This window comes from Streptomyces monomycini, from assembly GCF_022271435.1.
Taxonomy (GTDB): domain Bacteria; phylum Actinomycetota; class Actinomycetes; order Streptomycetales; family Streptomycetaceae; genus Streptomyces; species Streptomyces monomycini.
Map to the genome: position 1 here is coordinate 1 of NZ_JAFIQY010000029.1, position 13783 is coordinate 13783.

At 70.6% G+C, this 13783-nt stretch carries 13 protein-coding genes and 1 pseudogene; 6 read left to right on the plus strand and 8 right to left on the minus strand.

Annotation, left to right across the window (positions count from 1 at the left end):
- The 6 genes from JXZ78_RS27000 to JXZ78_RS27025 form a co-directional block, all read left to right on the plus strand.
- Positions 1-189: ANTAR domain-containing protein (locus JXZ78_RS27000; protein ID WP_238783402.1), on the plus strand; the 189-nt coding region annotated here is incomplete at its 5' end.
- Positions 190-1325: 1136 nt separating this feature from the next.
- On the plus strand, positions 1326-2477 hold the full coding sequence (locus tag JXZ78_RS27005; RefSeq protein ID WP_050502481.1) for a ferredoxin reductase: 1152 nt from the start codon (positions 1326-1328) through the stop codon (positions 2475-2477).
- Positions 2478-2495: 18 nt separating this feature from the next.
- The gene (locus JXZ78_RS27010; RefSeq protein WP_030020171.1) at positions 2496-3590 is read left to right on the plus strand and encodes a fatty acid desaturase family protein; all 1095 of its coding nucleotides are present in this window, start codon (positions 2496-2498) and stop codon (positions 3588-3590) included.
- Between the two features lie 166 nt (positions 3591-3756).
- Positions 3757-4311, plus strand: a complete 555-nt coding sequence (locus tag JXZ78_RS27015; protein WP_033037770.1) for a DUF5994 family protein — start codon at positions 3757-3759, stop codon at positions 4309-4311.
- A gap of 171 nt (positions 4312-4482) precedes the next feature.
- On the plus strand, positions 4483-4863 hold the full coding sequence (locus JXZ78_RS27020; protein WP_033037772.1) for a hypothetical protein: 381 nt from the start codon (positions 4483-4485) through the stop codon (positions 4861-4863).
- On the plus strand, positions 4860-5318 hold the full coding sequence (locus JXZ78_RS27025; RefSeq protein ID WP_030020174.1) for a DUF5994 family protein: 459 nt from the start codon (positions 4860-4862) through the stop codon (positions 5316-5318). Before JXZ78_RS27020 ends, JXZ78_RS27025 begins: the two co-directional genes overlap by 4 nt.
- 218 nt (positions 5319-5536) lie before the next feature.
- Here JXZ78_RS27025 and JXZ78_RS27030 read toward each other — a convergent pair.
- From JXZ78_RS27030 to JXZ78_RS27065, 8 genes and pseudogenes are all read right to left on the minus strand, one after another.
- Positions 5537-6447 (minus strand): annotated as a pseudogene (locus JXZ78_RS27030) (IS5 family transposase).
- A gap of 707 nt (positions 6448-7154) precedes the next feature.
- A complete protein-coding gene (locus JXZ78_RS27035) occupies positions 7155-7757 on the minus strand; it encodes a 3'-5' exonuclease (protein WP_030020175.1) in 603 nt (200 codons plus the stop codon).
- A complete protein-coding gene (locus tag JXZ78_RS27040; RefSeq protein ID WP_030020176.1) occupies positions 7754-8932 on the minus strand; it encodes a radical SAM protein in 1179 nt (392 codons plus the stop codon). Before JXZ78_RS27040 ends, JXZ78_RS27035 begins: the two co-directional genes overlap by 4 nt.
- Positions 8932-9987, minus strand: coding sequence for a nucleoside-diphosphate kinase (locus JXZ78_RS27045; protein WP_030020177.1), 1056 nt, complete (start codon positions 9985-9987; stop codon positions 8932-8934). The genes JXZ78_RS27040 and JXZ78_RS27045 overlap by 1 nt, the downstream gene beginning before the upstream one ends.
- Positions 9984-11003 (minus strand): thymidylate synthase, encoded by a 1020-nt coding sequence (locus JXZ78_RS27050; RefSeq protein WP_238783403.1) that lies wholly within the window; start codon positions 11001-11003, stop codon positions 9984-9986. The genes JXZ78_RS27045 and JXZ78_RS27050 overlap by 4 nt, the downstream gene beginning before the upstream one ends.
- A 99-nt stretch (positions 11004-11102) precedes the next feature.
- Positions 11103-12050 carry a hypothetical protein gene (locus tag JXZ78_RS27055; protein WP_050502482.1) on the minus strand — a complete coding sequence of 316 codons (948 nt, stop codon included), beginning with the start codon at positions 12048-12050 and terminating at the stop codon, positions 11103-11105.
- 371 nt (positions 12051-12421) lie between these two features.
- The gene (locus JXZ78_RS27060) at positions 12422-13453 is read right to left on the minus strand and encodes an MvdC/MvdD family ATP grasp protein (protein ID WP_050502483.1); all 1032 of its coding nucleotides are present in this window, start codon (positions 13451-13453) and stop codon (positions 12422-12424) included.
- On the minus strand, positions 13444-13776 hold the full coding sequence (locus tag JXZ78_RS27065) for a hypothetical protein (RefSeq protein ID WP_157851579.1): 333 nt from the start codon (positions 13774-13776) through the stop codon (positions 13444-13446). Before JXZ78_RS27065 ends, JXZ78_RS27060 begins: the two co-directional genes overlap by 10 nt.
- Positions 13777-13783: the final 7 nt, after the last annotated feature.

Below are 13783 nucleotides of genomic sequence, written 5' to 3' on the forward strand. Positions count from 1 at the left end.
CGCACCATCATCGAACAGGCCAAAGGATTCCTCACCGCCCACCACCCCACCGACCCCGACACCGCCTTCCATCGAATGCGCGCCCACGCCCGCCACCACCACCTGCGCCTCGCCGACCTCGCCCGCGGCATCATCGACGGCACCTCCACCCTGCCCCCACCCACAGACCCCGGCCCCACACGCCCCTGACACCACCGGCTACCGACGAAGCGTGCACCAGCGAACAGCGGCAGCTCATCGAGCAGGTAGCGTGCGGCGCTCCGCAGTTGCTCCTCACTCGGAGCGGCGCCTTGCAGCAGTTTGTGGCTCAGCACCCGGTGCGGGGCGTCCAGACCAGACACGCGGTGCGGAACCTCTCGTCCTCGTGGAAATGCCGATAAGCCTCGTTTCAGCGCGGTGGTTATTTTGTTGTGGAGGTATTGGCCCTGTCGCCTTGTGTCCGGCGCGGTCCGGTGCGTTGCCCAGGGATTCCAGGGTGTATGTGGCCGCCGTGTCCGGTACGAAGAAGTGGACGCTGCCGAAGCGCGTCAGAGCCGAGTCGGCCGGTCTCCGCCGGCAAGGTGTGCTGAGTTAGCGGTTAAACCGGCTCACTCCGATACACACATGCGTAGCCGCAGGCAAACCGCGACATCGGTCGGTGAGCGGTTCGATGCCCAGCATGTTTCTTCCTCGGGAAGTAAAACCGGGTATCTAACTCGGCAGGTTGCCTACAGAACGGGGGGCTTTTGAAAGCATGTTGGAGTCAGATGAAGCTGCCGTCCGGCGGGAGACGTGCTCGTATCTCGGCTCCCGCAGTATCTGCTCCAGCCATTACGCTTCGACGGCGGTGGCCATGACGAGGCGCCCTGTCCCGCAGCCCGCATGCCGCGCCGCGCTGTGCGCAGCTTGGTGCCTCAGAAGCGGCTGTACGGCGCGATGGCGAGAACGGCATGGCGCAGATGGCCGGTTGCCGCCTGCGCCGCTGAGCGGGCGCCCGCCGCACCCCCCACCCGTGGACTGTGCTGGAGATGCCGAACACGGCTCTACCGACGGTCCCGGCCACCGACCCCCGGCCGAGCCGCATCATTCGGACGTTCACAGTGTGCTGGATGTCAGGTCACCGGTATTGAACGCGCAGGCCGTGGTGGGACCCGTACACAGCGAACGTCCTTCGCGGCCGGGAACAGGAGTCGGGACGCCGCGCCTACTGGCGGGATTCCCTCCTCGCGGCCGGGCGCCTGTGTTTTTCTGGGCGGGGGCCGAGCACGGCCAGAGAAACACGTAGATGTGCGCAGCGCTCCGGCTGCTCGCATGGTCGCATTCGGGACAACGGGAGGAACCTGTCAATGTCTCCCTCCACGTCTTCGCTGCTCGCCGGTCGGCTCACCGACCGGATCCTGTCGGTGGCGGCCTTGCTGGCCACCCCGCTGGCACCGGACGACTACCTCGGCCTGATCGACCCACTGCTGTCGGCGCGCCACCCGGCGGGCCGGATCGTCGCGGTGCGGCCGGAAGGTCCCGGCGCCGCCACCCTGGTGATCAGGCCGGGGCGCGGGTGGGCCGGGCACCGGGCCGGGCAGTACCTGCCCGTCGGTGTCGAACTGGACGGCGTGCGGCACTGGCGCACCTATTCACTGACCTCCCCGCCCGGCGGACCCGGTACGGCGCTGACCATCACGGTCAAGGCGGACCCGCGGGGCCGGGTCTCCCCGCGCCTGGTCCACCACATCCAGCCCGGCACCGTATTGCGACTCGGCCCGGCCCAGGGCGACTTCGTACTCCCCGACCCGCCGCCACGCCGGATGCTGATGGTGTCGGCGGGCAGCGGCATCACGCCGCTCATGGGGATGCTGCGTACGCTGGTGAGGCACCTTCCCCGACAGCCCGGCTGCCTGGACGTTGTGCTCCTGCACAGCGCTCCCACACCGCAGGAGGGCCTGTTCCGCGTCGAACTGCGGGACATGGCAGCACGGTTGCCGTGGTTCCGTTTCCGCGAACGGCACACCCGAACCCGCGCATCCCACGCCGGCCCTGCGGAAGCGGCCCCACCGGCACGCCGGCTGACCGTCGCCGACATCACCGGGCTCTGCCCGGACTGGCACGCCCGCGAGACCTGGGCCTGTGGTCCGCCCGGTCTGCTGGCCGCGATCGAGGAGCACTGGGGCTCAGCCGGTCTCACCGCACGGCTGCACACCGAGCGCTTCCGCCTCACCCCACCCCGCCCGCCGGGACCTGGCACCCCCGGAGGCCACGTCCGGTTCGCCCGGAGCGGCATCGAGGCGGAGTCCGACCCGGCTGTCCCCTTGCTGGTGACCGGCGAACAGGCGGGCGTGCCCATGCCATACGGCTGTCGGCGCGGCGTCTGTTTCGGCTGCCTCCTGCCGCTTCTGCACGGCCGGGTGCGCGACTTGCGGACCGGCGAGGTGCACGGCGAGCCGGGGTCGCTGGTCCAGAGCTGTGTGTACACCGCGGCAAGTCCACTCGTCCTCGACATCTAGACATGTGAAGGAGCCACCATGGCGACCACCGTCCCCGACCTGACTCCCGAGCGGATCGAAGAATTCGGAGCGGAGCTGGACCGGATCCGCGCCGATGTCGTCGCCGGTCGCGGCGCCGCCGACGCCCGGTACATCCACACCGTGATCACCGTGCAGCGCGGGCTGGAGGCAGGGGGCCGGGCCGCTCTCGCCGTCTCCCTGCTGCCGCCCGCCTGGCTCGTGGGCACCGGGATGCTGACCACCGCCAAGATCCTGGAGAACATGGAGCTGGGCCACAACATCCTGCACGGGCAGTGGGACTGGATGGGCGACCCGGCCGTCCACTCCACGACCTGGGAGTGGGACTTCCCCTCCCCCGCCGAAGCCTGGAAGCACACCCACAACCACCTGCACCATACCTACACCAACGTGGTCGGGCGCGACCGCGACCTCGGTTACACGATCCTGCGCATGAGCGCCGACCAGCGCTGGCATCCGGCCCACCTCCTCCAGCCGCTCTACGCCGCCCTCCTCGCGCCGGTCTTCGAGTGGGGCATCGCGCTGTACGACCTGGAGGCGGACGCCGCCATCGCAGGCCGAAAGAGCCCCCGGCGCCTCGTCGCCGATGCCGCGGGGCTGGCCCGCAAGGCCCTGCGCCAGTTCGCCAAGGACTACGTGTTCTTCCCACTGCTCGCAGGCCCGTCCGCGGTGCCGTGCCTGCTCGCCAACCTCACCGCCAACACGCTGCGCAACGTCTGGGCGCACACCGTCATCTTCTGCGGGCACTTCCCCGGTGACGTGCGCACCTTCACCGAGGAGGAGATCGAGGGCGAGAGCCGGGGTGAGTGGTACCTCCGGCAGATCCAGGGCTCGGCGAACCTCCAGGGCAGTTCCCTCTTCCACATCCTCAGCGGCAACCTCAGCCACCAGATCGAGCACCACCTCTTCCCCGACCTGCCCAGCAACCGCTACGCCGAGATCGCCCACCAGGTGCGCAGGGCCTGCGCGACGTACGGAATCCCGTACGTCACCGGCCCGTTGTACCGGCAGTACGCCTCCACCTGGGGCCGCATCCTGCGTTATGCGCTCCCCGCGCGCGCCGAACAGGGCCTCAGCCAAGCAGGGCCGATGTGAGCAAGCCGGTACGTCCATCCAGACCGGTCACTCGCCGGACGCGGTAGACTGGGTGTCACCGAGAGCATTTCGCACACTGGCTCAGAGCTGGCGTCGTTCTCGGAGAACGACGACCCCCAGGCAGACGACGTCGTCCGTCGTGGTGCCTCTCAGGTGGGACCGAGCCATGACCGTGCTCGACGAAACAACGACTGCTTCCACCGGCCCCCGAACAGCCAGGCTACGTCTGACACCGACGGATCGCCGCAGTGGCCCGCTGGACGGCGCCTGGTGGCCCTGCTCCCGCGATCTGGTACGCGAACTGCCGGCTCTCACCGCCATCTTGGACCTCGTGTGGGGCCGCATCACCAGCGTCACGGTAAACCCGACCTGCTGGCCGGTGATCCCGCGCAAGGTGGCCGTCAACGGCCACGTGGTGCGGGTGGGAGCGTTCGGGGCCGAACAGGACCCGCACGAGCTGTTCCTCGCCTCGTACACCGTGGGGCGCTGGGACCTGCTGATCGTGCCGCCCGAAACCGCCCCGGACCGTGCGGCGGCCCTCATGCTCGCTGCCGCCGATCCGCACAACGCCCTCACCGCAAGCGGCCTGTTGAAGACCGTCGGTCCGCCGACCGTTGCGTCTGGCCGCCGAACGGCGGGTACCCGCAATGTGCCGCCCGGCGCAGTCGAGTGGGAGAACGAGGGCGGAGCCGTCCGCACGGCCCCGGCCCCTAGCAGGTAGGCCCGGTCTGCCGCATGCACGGCAAGACACCTTGGCGGTTGCGACGTCCGAGCAACGTCCTGCTCGGCATCGGCTTCACGACCGCACCGCACCGGAGGTTTCCTCTCCGGCCGCGCCTACAAATCACCGCGCCCCCGACGTCGCCTCCGTACGGCCCGGAAGGAGATATTCATGACCCACCGCCCACTGACCGACCGCCCGGAGCGCACCACTGACCGTCCGCGATCCGCCGAGGCCGCCCAGGGGCCCACGGCGGCACCCGGTCACGCCGATGTCCGCATCGAGGCGGCGACCCCCGAAGCGGCCCGCCTGGTCGCCCAGACACTGCGCGACCACTACGCAGGTGCCGAGCAACGCAGCTACCCCGACACGCCCGACGGCGGCACCAGACTCCACCTCACGGTCGACACCACCCGTACCCCCGGTGCCATGGAGTCGCCACGGCCGTGGCCGGTCGCCGGCCGGCCCCACCACGACGAATGCGCGGTCACCGCCCCCCGGCGGCCCACGCCCACCCCGCACGAACCGTCCGGAGAGAGGCTGACGCTATGACCCCCACCAGCGTGCCCCCGACCACCCCTCAACGGTCCCTTCCCGCCCGGCTCGCCGTTCTCCCCCAGGGCACCGGCTTGCACCGCATCGACGGCGCGTGGTGGCCGCGCAGCCGGCATCTCGCCGCCGAGCTGCCGCCCCTGCTGGGTGCGCTGGCCCCCCGCTGGGGCCGTATCACCCGGGTCACCGTCGACAACTCGATGTGGAACCCCGGCCCCCACCGCTTGGTGCTCGGCCGACGGGTGATCCACATCAGCCGGTCCATCGGGATGGGACACCGCAACAGCGTATGTCTGCTCGCCCTCGGCACCGGCCGGTGCGACCTGCTCGTCGTGGCGCCCGATACCCCAGCGGACCAGGCCGGTCGCACCATGGCCAACGCCTCCCGCACGGGCGGCGGTATCGGAGCGCAGACCAGTCCAGCGGGCTGCGGCCCGCACCGTCTCCCCACCTGACGGCCACTCGCGGCCGCACACAGCGTGCCGCCTCGCATCCTCCCAGCCCCCTCCCTGCTGGCCCAGAACCCAGGCCGCACCGGACACATCCGACCAGGCCGAGGAGCCAGTTATGACCACCACCGCGCCGTTGTCACCACCCGAACGGCCGGGAACCACTTCCGCCGACTATGACGGAGCCTCCCCCTTCCCCTCCCCGGAGGGACCCGCCGACACCCCTAGGGCGTTTCTGATGGCTCTTGGATGGTGTCGCGGAGCCAGATGACGATCGCGGTGACGATGAGGTGCCGTTGAAGATGTAGTCGCGCTTGTCGTAGCGGCTGGCCACCGCTCGGAACTGTTTCCACTTGCTGACGCAGCACTCGACCGCGCTGCGCCGCCGGTACTGGGCGGTCGGCCGCCGGCCCGGCCACGGTTGCGGCGGTCGGCCCGCTGGTCGTCCGGCTCTGCGATCGTTGCCTTGATGCCCCGGCGGAGCAGGGTGGCGCGGTTGTCGCGGCTGGAGTACGCCTTGTCGCCGCGCACCCGGCCCGGGCGACGGCGTGGCCGGCCGGGCCCGCGGCGGCGAATGCGCAGCGTCTCCAGCACCGGCAGGAGCATGAGACTGTCGCCCCGCTGGCCCGGTGAGGTGAGCCAGGTCAGCGGGCGGGCCCGGTCGTCGACCAGCAGGTGGTCCTTGGTGGTCATCCCGGCCCGTAAGCGTCCCAGCGTCCGCCGTCCATCGGCCTCCACACGCGCCCCGCCCCCTTCCCGCGGCAGCCGGTGCCGGGCCCCGGTCGCGTGCTGATGGGCCCGGCAGGAAGTGGAGTCGATGTTCACCGCCCACTCTTGCTCCAGCTCGCGGGCCAGAGCGCCGTCGGGATCGCCAGCATCGGCCTCGATCTGCAGCTCGGCCAGGCTGCGCTGCCAGGTGCCGTCCGCCGACCAGCGCCGATGCCGTTCGTAAACGGTCTGCCAGGGCCCGTACCGCTCCGGCAGGTCCGGCCAGGGGCACCCCGGTACGGGCCCGGAACAGCACCCCGTTCACCACCATTCGGTGATCGGACCACTGCCCCCTGAGCCTGCCGTTGGCTGGCAGCAACGGCTCAATCGCCCGCCACTGCGCATCGGTCAGCTCATGTCGCCGCACCATACCCGGCACCTGCCCAGAGCAGCGCTTGGTCCACCCAGGCCAGCAAGAGCCATCAGAAACGGCCTAGGACCGGTCCGGTCGGCAGAACGAACGCGTCGCCAGGGAAGCAGGCGAGGGCCAAGCCGGTTGCCCCGACGCTCACGCTGATGATCGGTGGGCGTCAGTTCGCGTACGGGGTGTGCCGCCGAGGGGTGCCCGGGGCAGCCGCGACTGGCGTCATGTCCAGATTCCCCCGTTGCTGCTTGTGCGATGGCTTCGAGGTGTCGCGGGTTGCCGGTTCCCGGGATGGGGGCGATGTGCGGGCCGCGGGCGAGCAGCCAGGACAGGGTGGTGGTGACGTGCCCGCCCGGGGCCGCAGCGCCTGCGTCGAGTGGGCGGTAGGGGACGTAGGGGATCTTCTTGTCCCGGCGCTCTTCTTCGACCGGGTCGTACCGGTCGTGGATGTTGAGGACGTTTTGTACTGCGGCGACAGTGACCTCCTTCTGTGCCAGCTTGAAGGTGTCGGGGGTGACCCCACCTGGCGGTCTCCACCGTGTCGTCCTGCATCGTGGGCAGCGGAATACGGGTTGCGCGCCGCAGGTGGCGGCCGGTGCGCGCGGCCGGTATACCCCGGTCGCGCAGCTTCGTCTCTATGCGACGCATCGGCACCGCCTTGCCGGTGGAGTGGGCTCCCATGACGCCGATGCGGGTGGTGGCCGGCGGGTTCACCACAGGGTGGGCTCCTGTTCTGGCTCGGGGGCTCCGGGCAGGCCGGGCGGTACGGCTGCGGCGACGAGCTGGTCCCAGGTGCGGTAGTGGGTGGCCATGGCGATGAGGAGCTGCGCCGTAGCGTAGGCGTCGTACGTGGCGCGGTGGCGTTGTGCGGGCGCGGCGCTCAGCTCCGGCTGCACGTGGGTGATCATGGCGTCGAGGCTGTACTTCGCCAGGCCGGGGTAGGTGGTCTTGGCCAGCCGGAGTGTGTCGAGCACTCCGGCCGGCTGCCACTGGGGAAGGTGCGCGGAGAGCACCTTGTAGTCCACGTGTGCGTGGTGCGCGCAGATCCACGACGTACCGAGCAGTGTGTGGACCTGGTCGGCGATCTCCTCCCAGCTCGGCTGGTCCGCCAGGTGTTCGTTGGTCAGGCCGTGGATGCCTGCGGCGAACGGCGTGACGGGGCGGCGCGGCTTGGTCAGCCACGCGCCGGCGGTGCTCGTATCCGGCTGCCCTGCCCGTACGGGGAGCGCGGCGACCTCGACCAGGTCGGGAGGGTTGCCACCGTTGCCCTCGACGTCGACAACGAACAGCGGGGGCCAGGAGGAGAAGTTCATGCGGCTGGTTTTCCGTCCTCCGCCGTCCAGCCGATGGGGGCGCGGCCGTGCTGGCGGTGATGGTGGGGCTTGGCTCGGTCGTGGCACTGGTAGCCGAAGCCGTGCTGAAGGTAGTAGCGCGGCGGTTCGTCCAGTCCTTCAACGACGATGGCACGGTCGTTGACTTGGACAGGCCCGCTCGCGCCGAGTCCGCGCGCCTCTTGGGTGACGGTCGTCAGCGCTGGCTTGACCCATGCGGCCTGGCACTTCGCGATCTGCTGCGGCGGGCAGATGTCGCACAGTTCGCGGATGCCGTAGTGCCCGTTGTAGTCGGCCTCCCCGTGGGCGTAGGCGACGCCGCAGGAGGTTTTGCGGAACAGCGCCCCCCATGAAGGGTCCTTCCCGATGGCGTCGAGGATGCGCTGCTCGGCGGCCTCGGGCAGGATCTTGCGCCGGGCGGTGTCCTGGTAGGGCATGGCCAGGCCGTGCGCCTGGTAGTACGCGGCGATCTCGTCGCGGAAGAACAGGCCGGTGAAGACGGTGGCGTGGGCGTGCTGGGACAGTTCGTGCGCCCGCTCGATGTCGGCGGCGGAGTCGTTGAGGCCGGGGACGATGGGCCGCCAGTACAGGACGGTGCGGTACCGGTCGGCGTGCTCGTAGAGGGTGCGCAGGCTGGTTGCGGCGATGTTGCTGTCCACCGGCTCGATCCGCTCGTCCTGGATGCGGGAGTGTGTCACCAGGACGGTCAGGCGCAGGTTGGTGAAGGAGTTGAGGACGGCGCAGTCCTCGGGACCGACACGCCACCGGGTGATGATCAGGACGTGGTTGGTGAGGCCCTGGCCGTCGAGCTGCCGCAGGACGTTGAACAGGTGCGGCTTGACGGCGGGGAGCATCGGGTCGGTGGCCCGGTTCAGGAGCTGGATGGGCGTCTTGTGCGGGCGGAAGTAGCGGTGGCCGATGAGCCGGGTCACGGCGTCCTCGTCGCTCAGCAGGCGCCGGGGCACCTTCATGGCGAAGTTCTGGAAGAGGTGGCGCACGCAGTATCCGCAGTCGAGCGGGCAGCCGACGATCCAGTTCAGCGAGAGCCCTGACTTGCGGTACTCGATCACGTCGGCGAGTTCCTGCTTCATCCCGCTGATCTGGTCCGGGGAGAGGATCGGCAGGGCGCGGCGGGCGCCCAGGGTGGGGGTGCTCATCACAGACTCCAGGGGTAGATGAGGTCGGCAGGCGCACTCTGCGCCGGGAGATCCGGCGCAAGGAGGCCTCGGCGTGCGGCCCCGTACCAGGTGCCGAAGTCGCGGCGGGCCGCATCGGCGTCGTCGCTGGTGTGCACCAAGTTGCGTACGAGTCGCTTGTCGGTGAGCGCGGCCGCCAGGCTGTCGGCGCCGAGGTCGCCGCGGATCGTGCCAGCCGCGGCCCTGGTGGGGTCGTAGTGCCCGAGCAAATCCCGCAGCTGGGCGTGGATGCCGGGCTCGCCGTACGCGAGCGCGACGGTGACCTGGCGGCCGGCGTACTCCTGGTCCAGGCAGGCCGGGATGTCCCGGTCGGGGAGATAGTCGGCGTCCACGAGCAGGTCCCAGTAGTGCACGTGGGCCTGCCACGGCTGCACGGTGACTTCCTGACGGCTGGTGATCATGAAGCCGGCCGCGGCGATCCGGTGCAGGACGGCATCGACCAGGCCGCACTCGACTGCGTCCGGCTTGCACAGGATGACCGAGCAGCGGGTGAAGTCCGAGATCGTCAGGGCTCGTCCGGGGCCGTACCAGGTGCCGAAGTCGCGGCGGGCCGCATCGGCATCGTCGCTGGTGTGCACCAAGTTGCGTACGAGCCTGCCTTCCCCGGCGGCGGCCAGCACGCTGTCGGCGCCGAGGTCGCCGCGGATCGTGCCGACCGCTGCCTTGGTGGGGTCGGTGTGCCCGATCAGGCGCCGCAGCCGTGCGTGGAGGCGGGGCCCGCCGTGCGCGAGCGCGACGGTGACGGGTTTGTCCGCGTACGCGGCGTCGATGCGTGCGGGCAGGTCCGCCGGGAAGCGCCCCGGGTCGGCCAGCAGGTCCCGGTAGCTGACGTGGGCCTGCCACGGGGCGGCGATCATGTCGGTGCGGGCGCGGACGCGGATGCCGACGCTTTCGACCCGTTCGAGGACGGCATCGACCAGGCCGCGTTCGACTGCGTCCGGCTTGCACAGGATGACGGCCCAGCGGTCGAAGTCGATGCCCTCGACCACTGCGCCGGGCGGTGGCTTGCGGCTCATCGGCGGCCCTCCGTGGTCGCGCAGGCCGCCCACCTGTGCCCGAGGAGCCAGCGCAGGCCGGGGTGCAGTGCGTCGAGCACGTCGCGGCCGACCGCATCGGCCAGGTCGTGCCGGAGCTGCCGGTACACCTCGAACAGGAGCACCGCCTGCTGCCAGTAGGCGTCCAAGTCAAGGCGCGCGACCTCGTCGGCGCCGTACTTCACCGTGTTGGTGCGCAGCAGCTCCTCGTGCGCCAGGAGCCGTTCGATGATGTCGGGGCCCGTCCCGGCCGACATCGTGGGGAAGGTGAAGTGGGTGTGGCGCACGTCAGCCTCATTGAGGACCCGCTGGACCCGGGTGGCGTTGCGGTCGTTGACGTGCGCCGAGCCGATCGTGTGGATGTATTGGCCCAGTTCGACGCCGAGTTGGAGGGCGGCGTACTCCTGGATCATCGTGAAGGAGAAAACATCGGACAGCAGACCGCAGTCCAGGTCGTTGGCCCGCATGTTGCACACCATGTGCAGGTGTCCGTCACGGATGAGGAAATGGAGGCCGGACAGGCAAGCCACGTCGGGGTTGTTGGGGGTGGCCAGTTCGGCGGCCGAGAACACCGGAAGGTAGCCGCGCTTGCTGTCGGTCTCGGTGCGCAGCAGCTCCAGTACCCGGTCGAAGGGGGCCTCGGTGTCCCCGTCGGCGTGGTTGAACAGCGTGTGGCCGTAGGCGGACCCGCCGAGCGTGATGCCGTCGGCGGAGTTGTAGCGCATGGACGGCGCGTAGTAACCGATCATCTTCAGGTCCCGGCGGCCGGCCAGGTACCACAGCGCTTCGGCGAACTGGAAGATCACGTTGACCTTGCGGGCGGCGATGTAGGGCAGCCGCTGGCGTGGGTCCGTCAGGCGGAAGCTGACGCCGATGATCTCCCGGGCGTTGTTCCCTCGGGCCGTGATGCGGTACTCCGGGCCCTGGCAGGCCAGTCGCAACAAGTCGAGGTAGGCGCCCTCGACGGTGCGATAGGTGGGTGCGTTCAGAAACATCATCTCTCCAGGTCAGCGGGCCACCGCAGGGCGGGCCCGGGGCGGCTCAGCGTGGGGAGCGTGCCGCAGGGCCTCCCGCGGGGGAAGGGCCTGCGGCGAATTTCAGCTCTCCCGGGCAAGCTCGAAAGCGGAGGTCGGCTGGGGCACGGGGCGGCGGAGGATATCGAGGAGCGCGTCGAGGTCCCAGCGGGTCACGACGAAGTCGTGATCGGAGGTCTCTTCGGAGTCGATGACTTCGCAGCCGGAGACGGCCGGGAGCAGGGGGCGGCTGGCGCACACCCAGTCCACGCGGGTGGCGGGCCCGTGGGTGTCGCTGGCGGGCATGGTCGGCGCCAGGCCCGTCCCGCAGCCCTTCGCCATGGCCAGGTGATGGGCTACATCGACCACACCGGCCTTTCCCAGGACGGCGTGTGGGTCGGTGTCCATGCGGTCGGTGCCGTCCGGGCCGCGGCGGCTGCGGTGGGCCCGGTGCGGCTCGTCGCCGATGTCGCCGAGGTGCGGCAGCGGCACGTCGCCGGGCGTGTCCTGAGCCTGGTGCGGGTAGCTGTTGCCGTCGATACCGGCGATCATGTACGCCTTGCGGAGAGTGCCGTCGGGCATCCGGACCGTCCGGTCGGCGAAGGTCGACAGGCAGCCGGCTTCCATCTCCCGCTGCACCGGGACGGCGTAGGAGAAGTGCCCGGCGGTGAAGATGACGGGCCTGGACTGGCGGCCGGCGCCCCTGAGCTGGAGGCCCACGGCGGTCGGCGGATTCTGCATGATCAGCGATGGGTTGGGGAACTCCGCGACGGGCGCGAACACGGCCATGTCGGCGAAGACAGCAGTGGCCGAGCGCTCACCGAGCCAGCCGCGCAGCCCCACCCCGACCTCGGGGTCCTCCGCCTCGTACATCACGGCCCGAGCGTGGTCGGCCGCCCCGGGCATCTCCTGGCGCCACACCACGGTCGGCCGGTACGGGCGCAGGCGGCGCCATACCTTCAGCCGCGTCTCTCGGTTGCCGAAGCCGTTCTGCTCCACGTTGGCGCTGATCATGATGAGGTCGTTGGTCATGGCCTGCTCCTTGAAAGCTGATGCGATGTCGGTGGGGGCCCTGGCCGCGGGCCGCTCACCCGCGGCCAGGGCTGTTGGGTACCGCGCGGTGCCAGGGCGCCCCTCAGGGCCCCGGCACGGCCTGCCGATCCGGCTCCCCAGACGGACGGCCAGCACCTCCCGGCGTGCGACTGCCGGGAGGCCGCGGCGCGGCCCGCTCTCGCCGACGCACGAGGCAAGGCCGCTCGCGGAGGAGCAGCGCCGGTGACGGCGGCGGCTCCTCGGGACGGCGGGCCGAACGGCCAGGCTCTGGCCGTTCGGCGTCGGGCAGGCCCTAGCCCGCCGAGCCGGGGCTGGCGCGCGAGGTCACGCCTCGATGGGACATGGGACTCCTAGGGCGTGCACTCGGGCAGGGAGGCGGGGACGCGCCGCCGCCGGATGCGGGTGTCGGCCAGCGCGGCGGCGAGCCGGGCGGAGATGGTCAGGTCGGGAAGGTGGCGTTCGACAAAGCCCCACTGCCCGGCCGGGTTCACATCGACCAGCCACCACTGGTGCTGCGTGTCGACCAGCAGGTCCAGGGCCGCGTACCACAGGTGCAGGCGGTGCATCAGCCGATGCACGCCGGAGCGGACTTCGCCGGGCACGTCGGTGTAGTCGTAGACCAGCTCGTCGTAGTGGGCGCGGAAGTCCGTCGAGCGGGCGAGCGCCGTCAGCCGGGCGGCGAACAGGTGCCCGTTCACGACGATGAGCCGGATCTCGTACATCGCGTGGATGCGCTGCTGGAACTGGTGCGCCGCGGTGCCCACGCCCTCATCGAGATCACCGGGGGCCACCGGGCTGGTGTAGAACGCCAGCGGGCCGTCGGCGGTTTCGACTCCCGGCGCCACCAGTGATTTGCACACCGTCTGGCCGAAATCGCCCACGGCCCGGCGCGCGTCGGCCGCGTCGTTACCGATCCAGGTCGGGGGCACCCGCAGCCCGGCGGCCGCGGCCTGGACCAGGGCGTAGGGCTTGTTCTGGGCCGCGTCGGTGTGGACGGGGTGGTTGACGTGCAGGCAGTCCAGGGCGGCCAGGGTGCCGGCCAGCCCGGCAGCCGCCTCCCGGCTCAGCCACTCGGCCTGTCCCTCGTCCAGGCCCTCGGGGCTGATCCGGGGGCGGGAGGGGTGCCACCACAAGACGGCGCCGATGTCCTCCAGTTGTACGCGGCGTCCGTCGGCTTCCAGGGTGCCCACGATGTGCCCGCCGGCCAATTGGGCGGCGAGGGTGACGCGGTCCGGGAAGCTGGCGAGGTCGAAGCGGATCACCGGGGCGCCGAGGGCGTACAGATCCTGGACGACGTGGTTGAGGGAGGCGTCGTCGTCGCGGGCGACCACGCAGACCGGACGCGGACGCCCGGCCTGCGCGACGAGGTGGTCTACCACCACGAGTCGGCACCGCCCCCGGGACGGTCGTCCGTTTCCGGGACCGGCGTGCCCCGTCGTCGGGCCATGGTGGAGTAGGCCCCCAGGCTCATCCCGCCGACGACGATCTGGCGCTCGGCGTCGTAGCGGGACTCCGGCGCGGGAGGCTGGGCGTCGGGGTCGGTGTACATGTCTTGCAGCCACAGGGACTCGCTGTCGGGGTCCTGGTGCCACTGGAAGTTCACCGTGGGGTCGATCGTGGTGACCGCGGCGCCCCGCAGCAGCGTCCCCTCGTGCAGGACCCAGACCTGCGCCCCGACGGTGACACCGGCTTGCAGCAAGGTCACGACCGGA

Bases quoted from the DNA above. Each gene is read 5' to 3' on its own strand.
- JXZ78_RS27015 (WP_033037770.1), top strand. From the start codon at position 3,757: ATGACCGTGCTCGACGAAACAACGACTGCTTCCACCGGCCCCCGAACA.
- JXZ78_RS27050 (WP_238783403.1), bottom strand. From the start codon at position 11,003: ATGATGTTTCTGAACGCACCCACCTATCGCACCGTCGAGGGCGCCTAC.
- JXZ78_RS27020 (WP_033037772.1), top strand. From the start codon at position 4,483: ATGACCCACCGCCCACTGACCGACCGCCCGGAGCGCACCACTGACCGT.
- JXZ78_RS27005 (WP_050502481.1), top strand. From the start codon at position 1,326: ATGTCTCCCTCCACGTCTTCGCTGCTCGCCGGTCGGCTCACCGACCGG.
- JXZ78_RS27045 (WP_030020177.1), bottom strand. From the start codon at position 9,987: ATGAGCCGCAAGCCACCGCCCGGCGCAGTGGTCGAGGGCATCGACTTC.
- JXZ78_RS27055 (WP_050502482.1), bottom strand. From the start codon at position 12,050: ATGACCAACGACCTCATCATGATCAGCGCCAACGTGGAGCAGAACGGC.
- JXZ78_RS27010 (WP_030020171.1), top strand. From the start codon at position 2,496: ATGGCGACCACCGTCCCCGACCTGACTCCCGAGCGGATCGAAGAATTC.
- JXZ78_RS27040 (WP_030020176.1), bottom strand. From the start codon at position 8,932: ATGAGCACCCCCACCCTGGGCGCCCGCCGCGCCCTGCCGATCCTCTCC.
- JXZ78_RS27025 (WP_030020174.1), top strand. From the start codon at position 4,860: ATGACCCCCACCAGCGTGCCCCCGACCACCCCTCAACGGTCCCTTCCC.
- JXZ78_RS27035 (WP_030020175.1), bottom strand. From the start codon at position 7,757: ATGAACTTCTCCTCCTGGCCCCCGCTGTTCGTTGTCGACGTCGAGGGC.